Origin of the sequence: Occultella aeris, assembly GCF_902703175.1 — a bacterium.
GTDB lineage: Bacteria > Actinomycetota > Actinomycetes > Actinomycetales > Beutenbergiaceae > Occultella > Occultella aeris.
The window spans coordinates 1-17,143 of the sequence record NZ_CACRYJ010000008.1 but is presented as its reverse complement, the minus strand read 5'-3'; the positions used below and the strand labels follow the sequence as shown (position 1 = coordinate 17,143).

General features: G+C 69.3%; 19 protein-coding genes. 13 read left to right on the top strand and 6 right to left on the bottom strand.

Going from position 1 to position 17,143, the window contains the following annotated elements:
- The first annotated feature begins 91 nt into the window (after nucleotides 1-91).
- From HALOF300_RS02745 to HALOF300_RS02735, 3 genes are all read left to right on the top strand, one after another.
- Nucleotides 92-1,090: an ABC transporter ATP-binding protein gene (locus HALOF300_RS02745; protein ID WP_156739126.1), complete on the top strand. Its 999-nt coding sequence runs from the start codon at nucleotides 92-94 to the stop codon at nucleotides 1,088-1,090.
- Complete coding sequence (locus tag HALOF300_RS02740) at nucleotides 1,083-1,877, top strand: ABC transporter permease (RefSeq protein WP_156739125.1); 795 nt, start codon at nucleotides 1,083-1,085, stop codon at nucleotides 1,875-1,877. The genes HALOF300_RS02745 and HALOF300_RS02740 overlap by 8 nt, the downstream gene beginning before the upstream one ends.
- A gap of 64 nt (nucleotides 1,878-1,941) precedes the next feature.
- Entirely contained in the window at nucleotides 1,942-2,478 is a 537-nt protein-coding gene (locus HALOF300_RS02735) for an AAA family ATPase (protein WP_156739124.1), read from the top strand.
- Between the two features lie 15 nt (nucleotides 2,479-2,493).
- Here HALOF300_RS02735 and HALOF300_RS02730 read toward each other — a convergent pair whose 3' ends face one another.
- Entirely contained in the window at nucleotides 2,494-2,904 is a 411-nt protein-coding gene (locus HALOF300_RS02730) for a cupin domain-containing protein (RefSeq protein ID WP_197522255.1), read from the bottom strand.
- A gap of 124 nt (nucleotides 2,905-3,028) precedes the next feature.
- Entirely contained in the window at nucleotides 3,029-3,553 is a 525-nt protein-coding gene (locus HALOF300_RS02725) for a CGNR zinc finger domain-containing protein (protein WP_156739122.1), read from the bottom strand.
- 14 nt (nucleotides 3,554-3,567) lie between these two features.
- On the opposite strand from HALOF300_RS02725, the gene HALOF300_RS02720 reads away from it, so the two are divergent.
- Nucleotides 3,568-3,804 carry a hypothetical protein gene (locus HALOF300_RS02720; RefSeq protein WP_231954980.1) on the top strand — a complete coding sequence of 79 codons (237 nt, stop codon included), beginning with the start codon at nucleotides 3,568-3,570 and terminating at the stop codon, nucleotides 3,802-3,804.
- Nucleotides 3,805-3,859: 55 nt separating this feature from the next.
- A complete protein-coding gene (locus HALOF300_RS02715; protein ID WP_156739121.1) occupies nucleotides 3,860-4,630 on the top strand; it encodes a GNAT family N-acetyltransferase in 771 nt (256 codons plus the stop codon).
- A 6-nt stretch (nucleotides 4,631-4,636) separates the two neighbouring features.
- Here the strand turns inward: HALOF300_RS02715 and HALOF300_RS02710 are convergent, their stop codons facing one another.
- Entirely contained in the window at nucleotides 4,637-5,671 is a 1,035-nt protein-coding gene (locus HALOF300_RS02710) for a GNAT family N-acetyltransferase (protein ID WP_197522254.1), read from the bottom strand.
- 43 nt (nucleotides 5,672-5,714) lie between these two features.
- On the opposite strand from HALOF300_RS02710, the gene HALOF300_RS02705 reads away from it, so the two are divergent.
- Nucleotides 5,715-6,227 (top strand): DinB family protein, encoded by a 513-nt coding sequence (locus HALOF300_RS02705; RefSeq protein ID WP_197522253.1) that lies wholly within the window; start codon nucleotides 5,715-5,717, stop codon nucleotides 6,225-6,227.
- Nucleotides 6,228-6,256: 29 nt separating this feature from the next.
- Here the strand turns inward: HALOF300_RS02705 and HALOF300_RS02700 are convergent, their stop codons facing one another.
- The 3 genes from HALOF300_RS02700 to HALOF300_RS02690 form a co-directional block, all read right to left on the bottom strand.
- A complete protein-coding gene (locus tag HALOF300_RS02700) occupies nucleotides 6,257-6,955 on the bottom strand; it encodes a hypothetical protein (protein ID WP_231954979.1) in 699 nt (232 codons plus the stop codon).
- Nucleotides 6,956-7,023: 68 nt separating this feature from the next.
- Complete coding sequence (locus tag HALOF300_RS02695) at nucleotides 7,024-8,001, bottom strand: hypothetical protein (RefSeq protein ID WP_156739117.1); 978 nt, start codon at nucleotides 7,999-8,001, stop codon at nucleotides 7,024-7,026.
- 99 nt (nucleotides 8,002-8,100) lie between these two features.
- Nucleotides 8,101-8,457, bottom strand: a complete 357-nt coding sequence (locus HALOF300_RS02690) for a DoxX family protein (RefSeq protein WP_197522252.1) — start codon at nucleotides 8,455-8,457, stop codon at nucleotides 8,101-8,103.
- A gap of 828 nt (nucleotides 8,458-9,285) precedes the next feature.
- Here HALOF300_RS02690 and aspS point away from each other — a divergent pair.
- The 7 genes from aspS to HALOF300_RS02655 all read left to right on the top strand — a co-directional run bounded on the left by aspS (nucleotide 9,286) and on the right by HALOF300_RS02655 (nucleotide 16,991).
- Nucleotides 9,286-10,587 carry an aspartate--tRNA(Asn) ligase gene (aspS, locus tag HALOF300_RS02685; protein WP_156739116.1) on the top strand — a complete coding sequence of 434 codons (1,302 nt, stop codon included), beginning with the start codon at nucleotides 9,286-9,288 and terminating at the stop codon, nucleotides 10,585-10,587.
- 381 nt (nucleotides 10,588-10,968) lie between these two features.
- The gene (gene dnaK, locus HALOF300_RS02680; protein ID WP_156739115.1) at nucleotides 10,969-12,834 is read left to right on the top strand and encodes a molecular chaperone DnaK; all 1,866 of its coding nucleotides are present in this window, start codon (nucleotides 10,969-10,971) and stop codon (nucleotides 12,832-12,834) included.
- Entirely contained in the window at nucleotides 12,831-13,466 is a 636-nt protein-coding gene (locus HALOF300_RS02675) for a nucleotide exchange factor GrpE (protein WP_156739114.1), read from the top strand. Before dnaK ends, HALOF300_RS02675 begins: the two co-directional genes overlap by 4 nt.
- Before the next feature lie 25 nt (nucleotides 13,467-13,491).
- A complete protein-coding gene (locus HALOF300_RS02670; RefSeq protein ID WP_156739113.1) occupies nucleotides 13,492-14,499 on the top strand; it encodes a DnaJ C-terminal domain-containing protein in 1,008 nt (335 codons plus the stop codon).
- A gap of 6 nt (nucleotides 14,500-14,505) precedes the next feature.
- Nucleotides 14,506-14,922 (top strand): heat shock protein transcriptional repressor HspR, encoded by a 417-nt coding sequence (locus tag HALOF300_RS02665; protein WP_156739112.1) that lies wholly within the window; start codon nucleotides 14,506-14,508, stop codon nucleotides 14,920-14,922.
- Nucleotides 14,923-15,128: 206 nt separating this feature from the next.
- Nucleotides 15,129-15,788: a DUF4282 domain-containing protein gene (locus tag HALOF300_RS02660; protein ID WP_156739111.1), complete on the top strand. Its 660-nt coding sequence runs from the start codon at nucleotides 15,129-15,131 to the stop codon at nucleotides 15,786-15,788.
- A gap of 93 nt (nucleotides 15,789-15,881) precedes the next feature.
- Nucleotides 15,882-16,991: a LacI family DNA-binding transcriptional regulator gene (locus tag HALOF300_RS02655; RefSeq protein WP_156739110.1), complete on the top strand. Its 1,110-nt coding sequence runs from the start codon at nucleotides 15,882-15,884 to the stop codon at nucleotides 16,989-16,991.
- The last annotated feature ends 152 nt before the right edge of the window (nucleotides 16,992-17,143 follow it).

Sequence of the window (17,143 nt, the reverse complement as noted above, 5' to 3'; positions counted from 1 at the left end):
GGCCCATGCTAGGCGGGATCCGGCCGTTGACGTACCGACGGTACGCAGATACCGTCAGTATTCCAATACCAACGGTATCCAAGGAGTGGTCATGAACGATGACGTCCTGCGCGTCGACGGCCTCACCCGGCGCTTCGGCGACGTGGTGGCCAATGACGACGTGTCCCTGCGGGTGCGGCCCGGCGCCGTGGTCGGACTGCTCGGCCACAACGGCGCCGGGAAGACCACGTTCGTCTCTCAGATGGTCGGCCTCCTGAGGCCCGACGCCGGCAGTGTCCGTTTAGGCGGGGTCGATGCCGTGGCCGAGCCCGCGACGGCACGCCGGTACGTGGCCCTACAGCCCCAGAGCCAGGCGCCGATCGACGGGCTCACGCCCCGGTCGGCCATCGAGATGTCCGGGCGGATTCGTGGTCTGTCCCCGAGTGCGGCGCGTGCGGCCGCAGAGAGCCTCGCCGATGAACTCGACATCGGCGAGTGGCTCGACCGTCGTGCGCTGCCCGAGAGCCGGGGCCTCTCCGGCGGGATCCGCCGGCTCACGGCCTTCGCGATGGCCGTCGCCGCGCCCACACCGCTGGTCATCCTCGACGAGCCAACGAACGATATCGACGCCGCTCGCCGTCGGCTGTTGTGGCAGGCGGTGCGCCGCCGCGGCGACGCCGGTGCCGGCGTGCTGCTGGTGACCCACAATGTCGCGGAGGCGGAACGGATCGTCGACGACCTCGTCGTCCTGCACCGAGGCAAGGTCGTCGCCGCGGGCTCGCCCGCACGGTTGCGCGGCACGACCGGCAGCGACCTGCGCCTCGACCTGCAGTTCGCCCCGGACGCCGTCGACCTCGAGGCCGCCGACGGCGGACCGTTGCCGTTCCCGACCCACCGCACCGTTCGCTCCGGTCGGCGGGTGCTGCTCACGGTTCCGACGGACGCCGCTGCGGCGGCCGTCACGTGGGCGGCGACGCTGCGCGAACGCGAGCAGATCGACGGCTACGCCCTCGGACCGGCGACGCTCGAGGACGCCTACCTGGCCCTGACCTCGAGCGGGGTCGACGAGCCTGAGCCCGCACGGACCGGGACCGAGGCCGCCCATGTCTGAGCACGCCATCGCCGACCGGGGCGGTACGCAGCGGCTCGCGCCGGTGCAGGTCAGCCTCGCCACCACCTACGTCACGCTGTTGCGCTGGACGCTTGCCCAGATCGGCGCGATGCTGCCGTTGATCATCGTCGTGCAGGCGATGCTGGCCGCCGGGATCATCGTCGGGTTCGGATTCCTCATCCCGAACATCGATGCGCCGACCGCGCTGTTCCTCTCGACCGGCGCCCCAACCGTGTTGCTGCTCACGATCGGGCTGGTGATGGTGCCCCAGGGGGTCTCCCGGTCCCGCACCGATGGGACGTTCACCTACATGCGAGGCCTGCCCGTCGCCCGGCCGCTGCTCCTCGCGGCCGACCTGACCGTGTGGCTGCTCATCGGCCTGCCCAGCGTGGCCGTCGGTGTGCTCGTCGCGACGCTGCGCTACGACATCGCGCTCTCGTTCGACTGGCCCGTACTCATCGCCGCCACGCTCCTGGTCACGCTCATGGCGACGGCGGTGGGTTATGCGATCGCGGTGAGCCTGCCGCCGATGTTGGCGCAGCTGATCACGCAGGTGCTCGTGTTCTTCGTGCTGCTGTTCTCGCCGGTCACGTTCGGCGTCGGCCAGTTGCCGGAGTGGTTCCAGGCCGCGCACGACATCCTGCCGGTCCGGCCCGCGGCAGACCTGCTCCGCGCCGGCCTCGCCTCCGACGTGTTCGGCGCGAGCCTGCGCGACCTAGCGGTGTTGGTGGCCTGGACGGTGGCCGGCGTCGCGATCTCGGTACGGGCGCTCGTGCGCAGGCGGTGATCGGCCGCCCGCTCGCGAGTGAATTCCCTGGGGAGACTGCCATCCGGACCGGCACGATGGCCGGGTGACCGAAGATGCGACGAAGGTGCTTGTCCTCATCAGCGGACCGATCGCGGCCGGGAAGTCCACGCTCGCGCACGCGGTCACGGACCGCTTGCGCAAGCAGGGCCGGACCGTGGCACTCGTCGACCTGGACACCGTGGCCGAGATGGCGCTGCCCACCCTCCCGGACTGGGAGTGGGCGCATGAGATCCACGCGCGGCTGGTCGGCCACTGGGTCCGGGTGCCGCTGGACGTCGTGGTCGACGAGGGCACGTCGTCCCGGGCGGAGGTGGCGCAGGTACTCGGAGGGGTGCCCGAGCAGACGGCGGTGGTCAGGGTGGTCCTCGTCGCGGACGTGCACCGCTCCTGGGAGCGTGCCCAGGGTGATCCCACGCGTGGGGTGAGCAAGGACCGGGACTTCCTCGAGGGCGTTTACCGGCACTTCGAGGGCGAACTGCCCGGCCTCGAACGCGACCTCCTCCTCGACGTCGAGTCAACCTCGGCCGAGGAATGCCTCGCGTCCATCGTCTCGGAGGTCGAGCGGCGCCTGACCGCCTGACGGACGGTCCGCCGGTCAGAGTACTGGGCCGACGCGGAACTCGTTGCGGAAGGCCCACAGCATCCGCATCGCCCGCGGTAGGGCGGTCCCCTGAGCCATGAACCGGAACTGCTCGAGCGTGCGCTGCGGAGGCGTGATCCGCCAACTCGCGCGCGCCTGACCGGGTCCGGCGTTCCACATCCGGTGCGGCGTGCGGGGCGCGATCGTGACCCTCTGACCGACGCCGAGGACTCGAGGTTCGGCCCGACCGGGCTCCACGGTGAGTTCGCCCTCCAGTACCTCGAACTCCTCCCGCTGGTGCGGGTGCCAGTGCCGTGGCGGCGGCTCGCCAGGTTGCCAGATGGACTCCAGTTCAAGTGCCTCGGCCGACTGGTGCCTCACCTGCAGGACCTGGGCAGGGCTCAGCGCGATGTGCTCATCCGTCATGCGAGGTCTCCCTCCGCGGTGGACTGACGCCCCGGTCGAGCGTGATCCGTCATCGACCATGCTCCACCACCACGTCCCGACCGTCGACTGGCGCGATCTGGGACCGACGGCGCCCACCCGGTCCTCAGGGCGCGAGGGACCGCTCGCGATGCCTTCGCACGGCCGCACGGTTGGCGCAGCGCACGGAGCAGTAGCGCTGCCGCCCGTTGCGGGTGACGTCGACCACGACTGCCGTGCAGGGTTCGGACGCGCACCGCCCGAGCCGGTGCATCCCGCGGGTGACGAGGTGCAGCGAGGTTCCGACGCTGATCACGGCTCGTAGGACCGAGGGGAGGGACTGGGGGTCGTCCCGGTAGTGCAGGTGCCACCCCTCGTCGTCGTGGTCGGTGAGCCGCGGATAGGCCGCAGCGGCGGCCATCTCCCGGTTCAGCAGCTCGGCACGCCGATCCGGATCGGGGGCGTCGACGACGCGTAGCCAGTCGTCGATGACGCCGCGCACGCCGTCGTGGTCATCTGGTGCTTCGGGAAATGCCATCGTCATACCGAACTCGCGGGTCGTCGCCTCGATCCCCCGGCGGTCGGCGGGCCATTCGTTGGCGAGCGAGGCCGCGAGCAGGACCGCATACTCGCCGTAAGGGTTGAGATGCATAAGACCATTACAGCATGCTGGAGCTCATGACCACCAGCAAGACCCGATCCCCAGCGCATCGCAGTGTCCCAAGTGCTGAGCACGAACACGCCTGGTCGACGCAGTCGCGGCACCTGACCTCGTCGGGACATGTCATCTACGTGAGGTGCGAAACCTGCGGCGTCCGCCGGGTGGACCTTCAGCAGCGCGATGACATGCCGCCCGCGCCGTTGAGCATGCTGCTCGGCGTTGCATCGGGACCCGCCCGGTGACGCCCTCGGGGACCTTCGATCACCCGGAATCACCCCAGACCTGCAGACTGTGGCGATGACGTGGTCACGCGAGCAGGTGCGGCGGGCATCGCAGGAGTGGGCGTGGGTACCTCCTGGATCGGATCTTGTCGCGATCCCCGGGCGGCTGACCGCCATCGTTGCGCCTGGTCGTTCCGTGTCTGTGATCTGGTCCTCCGGCACCGATCACGAGAGCGCGTGGCACCTTGTCGAGGGACTTGCAGCTGACCACGATGCAGCATCCATCGCGTGGACCGTGACCGATGACCAGCGTGACCTCGAGGAGTTCCTCGTCGGACGCCGCGCCACGTTGCACGATGCCACCGAGATCCAGGCACGGGCCCTACCTGTACCACCGACAGTCGTAGATCCATCGGTGCGATGCGCCCTCGTCGACTCCGAGCAGACCGTCCGCGACGCCATCGCCATTGCCACGCGGGTCTGGGGCGGTACCCCGCCGACGGACGAGCAGCTGCGCGAGCAGGTGCGGGAAGCGACGAAGCCGCTCGACCAGAGCGCCGGATTCCAGGTCGTCGCGTACGTCGACGGCGTACCGGCGGCGACTGGCGGTGTGACGCGTGCCGGCGAGGTGGCGCGGCTGTGGGGAGCCTGCACGGTCCCAGAATTCCGCCGTCGGGGCGCCTACCGGGCGGCGACGGCCGCTCGCATGACGAGCGCCGCGGACCTCGGTTGCACGCTCGCCCTGGTGAACGCGCTGGTGGACACGTCCGCGCCGATCCTCGCTCGGCTCGGGTTCACGAGTTACGGATCCAAGCGCACCTATCGACTGGTGCTGGAGGATCGATGATCGGGCTCAGTCCGTTCCGATGGTCATGTGAGTTCCGCGATCCAGTGGGGTGAAGCCGGCTCGCAGGTACGTCTCCCACGGTGCCGGGTAGTGCGGCAGCGGCGCGCTGTTGATGAAGACGGTGTGGCCGCCGCGGGCGCCGACCAGGCGGCACGCCTCGAGCGCCAGGGCCGTGGCGAGTCCGAGCCGGCGGTGTTCCGGGACGATTCCCAGCGGCTCGATCTCCGCCCAACCGGTCTCGGGATCGAACCAGACCGTGCAGCACCCGGCCAGGGAACGATCAGGCGCTTCGATGACGAGGTCGAGTTCCCGGTCGTACAACCAGGTTCGCTTCATGACCCAGAGCGCCTGCGCTGTGAAGCGGCTCTCATCCGTTGGGTCGATCCGGCCGAGGATGTCCTTTGGATAAGGCATTCGCAAGGGCTTCCATGCTCGCCGATGCACCTGCACCCGGGCAGTGTCCTCGTCAGGATCAATCGCTCGGATCCGGTAGCCGTCCGGCAGGTCGAACTCCACGTCTCCTGCGGGGTGGACCAACCCTGCGACGACACCGGCGTCCGCGTCGTCCCTGAAGCCGCGCGCCGTGAGCGCAGCACGGACCAGTGGGCGTGCGTGGTAGACCGGAACATTCGCCGTGGTGCCGCTCGCATTCTCGACCAACCAGTCCGCCAGCACCGCGGCGCTGCTCGCGTCGTCGGGTCCGCATTCGATGCGACCCTCACCGTCGGCCATCCCGGCCCAGCCCACGACCAGTCCCTGATCGTTGCGAGCCACGCAGATACTGGACGGCAACTGATCGGTGGCCGATTCCCAGCCGAAGCCTCCGGGATGCGTCCCTGCGGGGAACCACGCGGAGAGCGCGCGCTGGACCTGCGTCGTCTGGCCACTCGTGTAGGACTCGAGCAGGGTCATTCGGGCAACTCCCTGGTCTGCGGCAGCGGATCGGCTGAGCACTCGGAGGCTAGGCGCGATCCTGACGATTGGCGAGAAGATATGGCCGCCATCCAGATGCTCAGCAGTGACGGTTGCTTCGGCGGTCACACATCGAGACGATGGCCGGGTGGAGCCTCGAGGGCAGGTAGGCGTGTCACTGCTGCGGCGGGCGTGGGAAGTCTCCGCTGCCCGGTTGGAGCAGCGCTGTCTAGGCCTGTCCGATGCCGAGCTGCTGTGGGAGCCCGTGGCCGACTCGTGGAACCTGATCGCCGACCCCCAGCACCCGGGCGGGTGGACCTACCCGTACGAGTTCAACCCGCCACGACCTCATCCGGTGACCACGATCGGGTGGCGGCTGGTCCACATCACCGCTGACAACTGGATCTACACCGAGCATGCGTTCGGAGCCGGGGTCCGAAACTTCCCCGACCTGCCCGTTCACGGGACGGCCGTCGAGGCACTGGCGGACTGGCGAGCCAGCCGGGAACCGGTGGTGGCGTGGCTCGACGCCGCGCACGACGACGATCTGGGCGAGGTACGGCCAAGTCATCTGGGGGAGCCAATGACTGCCGGCGAGGTGGTGCGGATCCTGCTCGACGAACAGATCCACCACGGAGCTGAGATCGCAGTACTTCGGGATCTCTATCTACGCCGCACGCGCTAGGCCAACGCCCCGACCCTAGTTGTGCCCGGTTACCAACCTCTTGGAGGCATGGCGAGCGCCGAATCTGCTGAGCGGCCGTCGGCCACGAGCAGAGCCAGGCCATCGACCAGCGCGTTCAGGTCTGCTGAGGTGACGGCGTCCCGCCGCAGCCTGGTGCCCAACTCGAGTTGGACCCCACGAACTCCAGTGCTGTCGGCCAGGGACCGGGACAGTCCCGACGAACCGTCGAAGGGCGTGTCGACCGACACATCGAAGGTTCGTTCCAGCGACTGGACCGAGCGTGTGACGTTGTTGTCGCCCCGACAGCCCGCAGTGCCAATGTTGATGTCGACCTGATGCCTCGCTGCCAAGCCGTGGATGTCGACGACCCAACGGGCTCCGGTCGCCGCGACGACGTGCCTGGCGAGTTCGTTGAAGGCGTCGTCGCTGGCTGCTGTCTCGGCTTCCTCCCGGGAGCCGATTGCGCTGATCAATGATCCACCGAACGCCTCTGCGACGCTTTCGGCGACGGCGCCGGTCCAGAACTCGGCGGCCTTCTCGCGACCCCCTCGATGATGGGTGACACTGTGGGGCGCGAGGACCAGCAACGCCGAGGGGCGCACCCGGACGACCATAGCCTCGCGGATCGCGCTGTGCCTCAGGTCGCCTAGGCGATACTTGAGATCGAAGATGTGGTGCCGGGCGACGGAGACGGCCTTCACCTGCGTGCTCCGGTCACCGTGGTCCATGGTTCCCATCATCGCTCGGAAACGGGCGGGACCGCGTATCACGGTGGGCGTGGAATCACACGCCCGGATCAGCGTCGTCCGAGCACACGGCTCCGATACGCCCGCAACAGGTACGCCATGATCGCCAGGCCGGCCACCATCGCCGTGGAGTGCTCGATCGCGGCCACGACCGGCGACTTCAGCGGCTCGACCTCGGTGATGGGGATCAGCAGCCAGAGCACCCGCCATGCGTTCCAGGCGAGGAGCGAGCCCGACGCCACGAAGCCTGCGGTCATCGGCAGCCACATGGGCAGACCCGCGCGGCCACGGCCCGAAAGTGCCCAGACGCTCCAGGCGCCGACCACGGCCCAGGCCGCGCTCGTCCCGACCAGGAGCCGCGAGTCGAGGTTCCACAGGCCGAGCGCGTCGGGGTTGAGGCCGCGCGTTCCGCCCGCCGCCCAATAGATCCAGAGCGACGTCGGGATGGCGGTCGCTGCCACCGTGAACGCCAGCGACCTCGCTGAAGCGACCTCGCCACCGCCCGACCGGCCCGTGAATGCGCGGGGCCAGCGTTCGCGCAGGTAGACCGGGACTGCGACGAGCAGCCCGACCGCCATGCCCGTGAAGCCGATCATGATGAGCGCCGACTCCCACCTCGGAAACGGATCGCTCTCACCGCCCGATTCCGCCCCGGTGGCGCCCAGCAGAGCCGACAGCAGCGAGTAAGGCAGCAGCGACACAAGGAATCCGCTCGCCACCCAGCTGAATCCGATCACCAACGGGCCCGGGAGACGTTTCCCCCACGGCTGCGCAAAAGCGAGCCCGAGGGCGACGCCGAACGCGGCCATCCCGACGGTGATCACGTTGAGGGCGATCCACTCGCGCGGGTTGGTGTCGAACTCCCCGGGCACCGCGCCGAGGGACGCGCCGACCACCCACGCGACCTTGACTGCCAGGTACAAGGACATCGAGCCCGCGGCCCCGAAACCCGCGATGCGCCGGGCGCGCACCCAGATCGGGGACACCGCCCCATCGCCGACCACCGACGCCTGTCGCTTGACGCTCATCTGAATAAGGCTGCTACCGCTGGTCGGGAGGCCGCCTCACCCGGCAGTGTGAGAGGGCTCCCCCGTGCGGGTGAGAGCGAGTACCCGTCAACGCACAGATCAGGCCGCCAAGAGGAACGCGAGTGACCCGAGCGCGAACGCGAAGAAGAGTGCCGGGAACGCGATGCTGCGGAAGACGCGAGCACGAACATGTGCGATGAGCGCGCTGAGGTAGAACAGGGTGAGCCCGGAGGCGGCCAATATCCCGATCAGCGGAAGTCCAGCAACGCCGACGACAAGGCCGGCGGCGCCGGCTCCTTTGAGAACAGCGAGGACCGGAAGCCAACCGTCGGGCACTCCGACTTCCCTGGAGTTCGCGATCACGAACTCGGCCCGGATGATGTCCCCGATCACAACCGCGGTGTTCATGACTACCGTGATGCCGATGACGACGATGGCGGCGGCGGACATCGACATTCCCCATCCCCTTGGGTCACGAGCAGCAGCCCTATCTTGCCTGGGATCGGGCACCGGCAACGTTGGCTGCGGCTGCGACGGTGTGGTTTCTCGTCGGAGTTGTCGTGGGTCGTGCCTTCTGACCTGCGGTTGAGCGACCTTGGTGGGGCGGATTCGTCTCACCGACTTGTCCGGGTCCTCGAGGGTCGACGGCACTCGCGGCTGCTGACCTCCGCGGACTTGAGTCGCGTGCACCGATAGAACGCACCGGTCACGGATGCGGCCCGGTGACGGCGGCGACCGCCTCCGGCGTGTGAGCGTCGCTGCCGAAGGTGACGGCCCGTCGACCCTCCTCGGACCACCGGTGTGGACGATCCCGAGGCTTCACTTCAGCACCGATGTCCTTGCGATCGGACCTCTGGCCGCTGGGCGTCGGCTGGCTTCGGGCGCCTCCGAGTCCCCGCACCACCGTCCAGCGAAACCGCGTGCCCGGGTAGTTGCGCTGACCCGCGAACGTCGGTGGGCATCGCACCGGGAGCCCTCGCCGATCTCCGTTGGCGTGACCTCACCCCGCTGCATTGCCCGCTCAACAGCCGGTCGCAGTATCTGATGCTGGCATCAGGCGACCAGAGTCGTCGCTTGCCCTCCGGCGCGAACACCCGCAGTGCTAGCCTCGTTGTGGCAGCCGTGAGGGGTGACGACCCTCGGCCCAGTCCTTCGGGAGCGGCGAACGGGGCTCGCGCGTACGGCGTATCGACGAGAGGTCGACGGCACGTCGGCGAAGGTGTGGTGGCACCGCGACTTGACCCCCGCCCACACCTCCAGGGTTTTCGGCCACCTGGAGGAACGATGAGACCACGCCAACCCGTCCGCACCCTTGCCGCCGAGCTCAACGAGGTTGATTCGGGCCGCACCGTGACCCTGATGGGCCACGTCCACCGACGGCGCGAGTTGGCCGCGGTGAGTTTCCTGATCCTGCGGGACCGCTCCGGACTGGCTCAGGTCGTGCTTCAACGCACAGAGGTGCCAGACGGCGGCCTCCCACCGGAGGAGACGACCGTGCAGGTCACTGGCGTCGTCACGGCCAACGGACAGGCGCCGGGCGGCGTCGAGATCACCACACCGACGATCACGCTGCTCACCGAACCGGCACAGACACCGCCGGTCGAGCTTTGGCGCCCGGCGCTCAACATCGGCCTGCCGACCCTGTTGGACCACGCACCGGTGACGTGGCGCCACCCAACCCAACGAGCAAAGTGGGAGCTCGCGGCCGCGAGTCTGCGCGGGTTCCGTCGCACCCTCGACGCGGCCGGCTTCATCGAGGTCCATACTCCGAAGCTGGTCGAATCGGCGACCGAGTCGGGCGCGAACGTGTTCCCGGTCGACTACTTCGGCCGCTCGGCCTACCTCGCGCAGAGCCCCCAGTTCTTCAAGCAGCAACTGGTCGGGATCTTCGAGCGTGTCTACGAGGTCGGACCCGTCTTCCGCGCAGAGCCCCACGACACGGTGCGGCACCTGGCCGAGTACGTCTCCCTCGACGTCGAACTCGGATTCGTCCGCGACCACCGCGATGTACTAGCCGTGCTGCGTGACGTCCTCGTCGGCATGGTCGCTGGAATCGAGGAGTACGCCGGTCCGGCGATGGAGCGGTTCAATGTGGAGCTCCCCTCGATACCGGCAGAGATTCCCGTCATCCACTTTCGGGACGCTCTCGCGAAGGTCGGCGCGCCTGCCGACGAACCCGACCTCGCGCCCGAGCACGAGCGCGTCCTCGGCGCGTGGGCAAAGCAGCACCTGGAAAGCGACATCCTCGCCGTCGAGGGCTACCCCATGCGCAAGCGGCCTTTCTACACGCATCCGCAACCCGACGACCCGACGTGGAGCAACAGCTTCGATCTGCTCTTCCGCGGCGTCGAGCTCGTGACCGGCGGGCAACGCCTGCACAAGTACAGCGACTACGTGGCCGCGATCGAGGCCCGCGGAGAGTCCCCGACGGCGTACGCCGCCTATCTCCAGACCTTCGCCCATGGCATGCCACCGCACGGCGGCTTCGCAATCGGCTTGGAGCGCTGGACTGCCAGACTCGTGGAAGCGGCCAACATTCGCGAGGTCACGCTCTTCCCACGCGACCTCAACCGACTCTCCCCGTAGCCATCTCCGGCGGCAGCCGTGGGCGGAACGTCCGCGGCTCCCTCCCGGCTTGAGGATCCGGTTGAGGGACGGGCGGCGTCCTGATCCCTGCCTCGTCGCGGCTGATCGCCGGTGAGACGGATGTCAAGCTCCACTGACCGATGCGGAGCCGCTGTCAGACCGATGAGACTCCTGCCAGCTCGCGGGGGCGGCGGCGCGGGGTCGGGCGGAGTGTCCCAGATCCGGACGGGAATACTCCGACGATACTCATAGTTGAGCCATACAGACTCAAGTCTTGCCACGCTGGTTTGACAACCTCGGGCCGGCGAGGAAACTTGAGTGCGGAAGACTCAAGCAGATGTGGTCGTACCCACCGGGGCGGCCCGGAAGGAGCACACGAACATGGCACGATCGGTCGGAATCGACCTGGGCACCACCAACTCCGTGGTCGCCGTTCTGGAGGGTGGCGAGCCCACCGTCATCGCCAACGCCGAGGGCGCGCGCACCACGCCGTCCGTGGTGGCATTCAGCAAGACCGGCGAGGTACTCGTCGGCGAGGTGGCCAAGCGCCAGGCCGTCACCAACGTGGACCGTACGGTCGCGTCGGTGAAGCGGCACATGGGCACGGACTGGTCCGTCTCCATCGACGACAAGAAGTACACCGCGCAGGAGATCTCCGCGCGGGTGCTCGGCAAGCTGAAGAAGGACGCCGAGGCCTACCTCGGTGAGCCCGTCACCGACGCGGTGATCACCGTGCCGGCGTACTTCAACGACGCCGAGCGCCAGGCCACCAAGGACGCCGGGCAGATCGCCGGGCTGAACGTGCAGCGCATCATCAACGAGCCCACCGCGGCCGCCCTGGCCTACGGGCTGGAGAAGGGCAAGGAGGACGAGCTCATCCTGGTCTTCGACCTCGGTGGCGGCACGTTCGACGTGTCCCTGCTCGAGGTGGGCAAGGACGACGACGGCTTCTCCACCATCCAGGTGCGCGCCACCAACGGTGACAACCGCCTCGGTGGCGACGACTGGGACCAGCGGATCGTCGACTGGCTGGTGACGCAGGTCAAGAACAGCTCCGGCGTGGACCTGGCCAAGGACAAGATCGCCGTCCAGCGCCTTCGTGAGGCCGCCGAGCAGGCCAAGAAGGAACTCTCCTCGGCCACCAGCACGAACATCTCGCTGCAGTACCTGTCGATGTCCGAGAACGGGCCGATCCACCTGGACGAGAAGCTCACCCGGGCCCAGTTCCAGCAGATGACCTCGGACCTGCTCGACCGCACCAAGGAGCCGTTCCACAACGTCATCAAGGACGCCGGCATCAGCCTGTCCGAGATCGACCACGTGGTGCTGGTCGGCGGTTCCACCCGGATGCCCGCCGTGACCGAGGTGGTCAAGGAGCTGACCGGTGGCAAGGAGCCCAACAAGGGCGTCAACCCGGACGAGGTCGTCGCCGTCGGTGCCGCGCTGCAGGCCGGCGTGCTCCAGGGTGAGCGCACCGATGTGCTGCTCATCGACGTCACCCCGCTGTCCCTCGGCATCGAGACCAAGGGCGGCGTGATGACCAACATGATCGAGCGCAACACGGCCATCCCGACCAAGGGCTCCGCGGTGTTCTCCACCGCCGAGGACAACCAGCCGAGCGTGCTCATCCAGGTTTTCCAGGGCGAGCGTGACTTCGTCAAGGACAACAAGCCGCTGGGCACCTTCGAGTTGACCGGGATCGCCCCGGCTCCCCGTGGCGTCCCGCAGATCGAGGTCACCTTCGACATCGACGCGAACGGCATCGTGCACGTGTCCGCCAAGGATCGCGGCACGAACGCGGAGCAGTCGATGACGATCACCGGTGGCTCCGCCCTCCCCAAGGAGGAGATCGACCGGATGATCAAGGAGGCCGAGGCGCACGCCGCCGAGGACGCTGCCCGTCGCGAGGAGGCCGAGACCCGCAACACCGCGGAACAGCTCGCCTACTCGACCGAGAAGCTCCTCACCGACAACGCCGAGAAGCTGCCGGAGGACGTCGCCACCGAGGTGCGCGCCGCCGTCGACAAGCTCAAGACGGCGCTCGCGGGTGAGGACATCGAGGCCGTCAAGACGGCCCAGACCGAGCTCGCCGCCGTGAGCCAGAAGATCGGCGAGGCGCTCTACGCCCAGCCCGACGCTGCCCCCGCCCCGGGCGAGGGTGCGCCGGCCGCCGAGGAGACGGCCCCGGCCGCCGACGAGGACGACATCGTCGACGCCGAGATCGTGGACGAGGAAGAGAACAAGTGACGCCCGAGAACGAGTCCGAACCGGTCATCCGCGACAAGCGGCGACTCGACCCGAACACGGGTGAGGTCCGTAGCGATGCAGGCGCCGCCGTCGAGCCCGACGGCGGTGCCGCCCAGGCGGACACCGCGCCTGCCGAGCCGGTCGCCGAGGGCGACGCCGCGCCGTCGGGCGACGACGACGAGCTCGCCAAGGCGAAGGCCGAGGCGTTGGACCTCGCCGACCAGGTGGCCCGCGGCAAGGCGGACCTGTACAACCTGGACCAGAGGTTCAACAACTTCGTCAAGCGGTCCCGCGCCGAGGCCGAGGCCGAGAAGACCCGCGGCACGCACTCCGTCATCGAGGCACTGATCCCGGTGCTCGACGACATCGCCGCGGCCCGTCAGCACCAGGCGCTCGAAGGCCCGTTCGCGTCCATCGCGGACAAGCTCGAGACGACGCTGACCACCCGATTCGGGATGGAACGGTTCGGCGCGGAGGGGGAGGCGTTCGACCCCAACGTGCACGAGGCCCTCATGCACAACCAGAGCCCGGACGTCACGGTGGACACCATCACCACCGTGCTCCAGCCGGGCTACCGTGCCGGTGACGTCATCATCCGCCCCGCGCGGGTTGGGGTCACCGGCCCAGAATGACAGCACACGATCGAGGAGGTGAGGCATGACCGGACAGGACTGGCTCGAGAAGGACTTCTACAAGATGCTCGGCGTGTCCAAGGATGCCGACGCCGCCGAGGTCAAGAAGGCCTACCGCAAGCTCGCCCGCACCTGGCACCCGGACCAGAACCCAGGTGACACCAAGGCCGAGGCGAAGTTCAAGGAGATCGGCGAGGCCTACGGTGTGCTCTCCGACGCTGAGCAGCGCAAGCAGTACGACGCGCTGCGGGCCATGGCCGGAGGCGGACCGCGGTTCGCCTCCGGCGCCGGAGGCGCGAACACCGGCGGCTTCGAGGATCTCTTCGGGGGCATGTTCAACCAGGGAGCTCCTGGTGGCGGCACCCGGGTGAGGTACTCGACCGACGGTGGCGGCATGCCCGGCGGGGGCTTCGAGGACATCCTCGGTGGCCTGTTCGGCGGCGGCATGCCGGGCGGCGCGGGCGCAGGATTCCGAGCCCCGCAGAAGGGTGGGGACATCACCACGTCCGCCTCGCTGCCGTTCCGCACGGCGGTGCAGGGCGCCACGGTGTCCCTGACCATCGACGGCGGCAGGTCGATGAACGTGCGGATCCCAGCGGGTGTCACCGACGGCCAGAAGATCCGTCTGGCCGGCAAGGGGCAGGCCTCCATCAACGGCGGCAGCCCCGGCGACCTGGTGGTGACCGTGCGCGTCGAGCCGCACCCGGTGTTCGGCATCAACGGGCGCAACCTGACCATCACGGTGCCGATCACGTTCCCGGAGGCCGTCAACGGAGCCACCATCACAGTGCCCACGCTGGACGGGTCCTCCGTGAAGCTGAAGGTCCCGGCAGGCACCCAGTCCGGCGCGCGGCTGCGCGCCAAGGGCAAGGGGGTGGCCACGAAGAATGGCACCGGTGACCTGATCGTCACCCTCGAGGTCGCCGTCCCGCGCAACCTCAACAAGGACGCTCGGGCCGCCCTCGAACAGTTCGAGGCGGCCAGCGACGGTACCGACCCGAGGGCCGGGCTCGCCGCAGCAGCCAGGAGCTGATCGGTCATGGCCGCGACGTATGACGCACCGGTACTGGCGATCTCGATCGCGGCCGAGGCCGCCGGGATGCACCCGCAGACGTTGCGTCAGTACGACCGGCTGGGCCTGGTGGTCCCGCGCCGCACGAGCGGGCGGGGCCGCCGGTACTCCCAGCGCGACGTCGACGTGCTGCGCGAGGTGCAGCGGCTCTCCCAGGAGGAGGGCATCAACCTCGCCGGCATCAAGCGGATCCTCGAGCTCGCCGCGGAGAACGAGCGGCTCGAGGGCGAGGTGGGCCGTCTGAACCAGCTCCTTGGCGGTGGCCGGCGGGTGTTCCATGCCAGCCCCGGCGGCGACGTCGTCGCGGTGCCGCTGGGCACCCGGTTGCGCCGCGTGCGCTCGTCCGCGGGTGCGCTCGTGGTCTGGCAGCCGCCGCGCCGCTGAGCGAGAGCGGGCCTCGTGCCCGACACTGACATCCCATCCCAGACCGGAACCTCACGGCGTTCGGTTTCGGACGGAGCGTCCGGTTTCGCCCCGCGTAGGTTGGGATGGGATTCTCCCCTCGAGCGGCGGGCGGGCGAGCACGTCGCTAGCGTGAGCGTGATGCCTCCGATCCGCCAAGGGTCGGGGCGAGCCGAAGGGGATCTGAGATGTCGCAGCAGCCACCGAACGGATTCGAGCAGCCCGGCGAGCAGCCGGACGAACAACCGGGTCAGGCCGGACAGCAGTCGCCGGCCGGCTCGCCGCCCCAGCACCGTGATCCAAGCCAGCAGTCGTATGGTCAGCCTGCCCAGCAGCCGCCTGCCCAGCAGCCGCCCGCCCAGCCGGGGCAGAGCGGTCAGCAGTTCTCACCTCAGGGAGCCCCGACTGGGCAGACGGGTGCCTACGGCCAGTACCAGGGCCCGGGCCAGGCCTACGGCCAAGGACAGGCGTACGGCCAGACCCCGGCCGTGGCCGCGGCCCAGTGGGGCGCACCGCCGCAGCGCACTCCCGGATTCTTCGCGTCACTGTTCGACCTGAGCTTCTCCCACTACATCACGCTGCGCTTCGCGAAGGTCCTGTTCATCCTCGCGATCGTCGTCATCGCGCTCGGCTGGCTCGGCGCCGTGGTGTCGGCCTTCAACTTCGACCCCTACGGCGGCTTCTACGACGACGACGGCGGCGCCGGGGTGGTCCTCGGCGTCCTCACGCTGCTGTTCGGCTGGATCCCCGGGTTCATCACGCTGCTCCTGGTGCGGGTGGGTCTGGAGTTCGCGGTCGCGACGATCAAGACCGCGCAGAACACCTCCAAGCTGGCTGATCACTCCTGAGCCGAGTGCCGTCGGGCACGCAGGGACCGGGCACCGCGCTATCGTCAAATGGCCGCGGTGCCCGTGTCCTGGCTGAGGGGGTGATGGTGCCCGATGGTGGAGAAGACCCCGACGGTCTACGACGTCGCCGAGATGGCGGGCGTGTCCATCGCGACCGTCTCGCGCTACTTCCGCAACCCCGCCGCCGTCCGGGAGACCACCCGCGAACGCGTCCGGGAGGTGGTCCTGGAGCTCGGCTACGTGCCCTCGGGCAGCGCACGCGGCCTGGCCGCACGCCGCACCGGCACCATCGGCGTGTGCTTCCCCAGCTTCGACGACGTCGCCCGGGTAGACGCTCGCCGACTCGAGAGCGGACCGCCGGTCCGGGTGCGGGTGGACGCTGACACCCACGTGGATACCGGCAGTGACCTCTACATCGCCGAGGTTGTCCGCGGCACCGAGATCGAAGCGTGGCGGCACGGGTTCGCGGTGATGATCGCGGTCCCGCGAGGTGCCGCCGCGCACAACGTCGTGGAAGGGCTGGCCGGACGGGTGGACGGCCTCGTCACCCTGGCCCGGGCGATCGATGCCGACCAGCTCGCGCACATCGCCCGCCGGCTGCCGGTCGTCGTGGTCGCCGGGCCGCGCGAGGGCGACGTCTACGACCACGTCACCGCGAACAACCACGGCGGCATGGTCGCGCTCACCGACCACCTGATCGACGATCATCGGCTCACCCGGCTGGAGTTCGTCGGCGGGCCCGAGGACTCACCCGATGCCCAGACCCGGTTCGAGGGCTTCACCGAGGCCATGCTGCTCGCCGGGCTAGGCGTTCCGGAACGCCCGGTCGCGCGCTGCGACTTCACCCGGGCCGGTGGCCGCGAGACCGGCCGGCGACTGCTCGCCGAGGGGCTGCTCGACGACCTGGACGGACTCGTCTGCGCGAACGACCAGAGCGCGCTCGGCGTCCTCGACGAGCTCACGGCGGCCGGTGTCCGGGTACCGCAGGATCTGGCCGTCACGGGGTTCGACGGGATCGAGGCGAGCAACGTGTCCAGCCCGCGGCTGACCACGGTCCGGCAGCCGATGGTCGAGCTCGGACGGCTCGCGGTGGCGCAGGTGCTGCACCGACTGAACGAGCCGATGACTGAGCCGACCACCCGGGTCCTGCCGGTCGAGGTCCTGCTCCGGGACAGCTGCGGCCCCCACCCACGACCCGCCTAGCACTTTCGGCCACCCCGGCCCGGGGCGAGGACGCGCGGGTGGCCCGGTGCAACAGCGCGCCCGCCCCCCGGGAGGGGGGGGGGCGGGTCCCGGGGCGGGGGGGGCGCAAGTGGGTTGGGGGGGGGGGGTGGGGGGCGCCGCGGTCCCGGGGC